1 protein-coding gene and 1 pseudogene are annotated in these 853 nt (G+C 68.2%); one reads left to right on the top strand and one right to left on the bottom strand.

The features are described from left to right. The first annotated feature begins 98 nt into the window (after positions 1–98). Entirely contained in the window at positions 99–533 is a 435-nt protein-coding gene (locus GRC12_RS44745; protein WP_208786130.1) for a VOC family protein, read from the top strand. 128 nt (positions 534–661) lie between these two features. On the opposite strand, the pseudogene GRC12_RS44740 reads toward GRC12_RS44745, so the two are convergent. Then, a pseudogene (locus tag GRC12_RS44740) lies at positions 662–853 on the bottom strand (DUF397 domain-containing protein); the annotation flags it as partial.

The raw sequence follows: 853 nt of genomic DNA, 5'->3' as shown, positions 1-853 counted from the left end.
GGGAATGGGCTTGCGATGGCGGGGGCTTGACCATCGCCACAGAAGATCCACAGGTGGACGCGCGTTGAGTGGGGCGAGCCTGCTGTTACGGTGGCCCGATGGCATCGGTGAAGCAGTTCCAGGTCACCTTCGACTGCGCGGATCCTGAGCGCGTCGCTCGTTTCTGGTGCGAGGTGTTGGGGTACGTCGTACCGCCCCCGCCGAAGGGGTTCGCCAGCTGGGAGGAGTCCGACCGCTCGCTGCCGTCCGAGCGGCAGGGCTCGGCGTTCGCCTGCGTCGATCCGACCGGTGTGGGCCCGCGCCTGTTCTTCCAGCGCGTTCCCGAGGGCAAGGTCGTCAAGAACCGGGTCCATCTCGACGTGCGGGTGGGGACCGGGCTCGTGGGCGAGGAACGCCTCGCCGCGCTCGAGGCAGAGCGCGCGCGACTGGAGGCCCTGGGCGCGGTGTGCGTGCTGGTGCAGCGTGCCGACGGCTTCAACGAGTCGTGCATCACGATGCAGGACATCGAGGGCAACGAGTTCTGCCTGGACTGAGCTCGTCAGCCCCGGGGGTGTCCGACGCGCTCCCGTTGCTGAGTGCTCTCAGCCCGAGCCCATGCACGGCCTGGGACGTCTCACGCGGCCTTGTGCCTGGACGTGGCTGCGTCAAGCAGGGGCAGAGGTCACGGGGTGGTGTGGGTGAAGTGGTCGAACTCCCCTGCTCTCACGCCGAGTACGAAGGCGTTCCAGCGGGGGCCGTCCGTGGTGACCGAGACGTGGGGCGTCGCGGGGTCGTGGAGGTGGACGGTGTCGTGGTCGGTGAAAGTGATTTGGAGGGAGGTGGGGGCGCCTGTCTTCAGGGAGTTGAGGAGGGT

The organism is Streptomyces griseorubiginosus, assembly GCF_017614965.1.
Taxonomy (GTDB): domain Bacteria; phylum Actinomycetota; class Actinomycetes; order Streptomycetales; family Streptomycetaceae; genus Streptomyces; species Streptomyces griseorubiginosus_B.
The sequence above is the reverse complement of the archived record's forward strand: the minus strand, read 5'-3'. Positions and strand labels throughout refer to the sequence as shown.

Coding starts and splice junctions, on each gene's coding strand:
- GRC12_RS44745 (WP_208786130.1), top strand. CDS start 99: ATGGCATCGGTGAAGCAGTTCCAGGTCACCTTCGACTGCGCGGATCCT.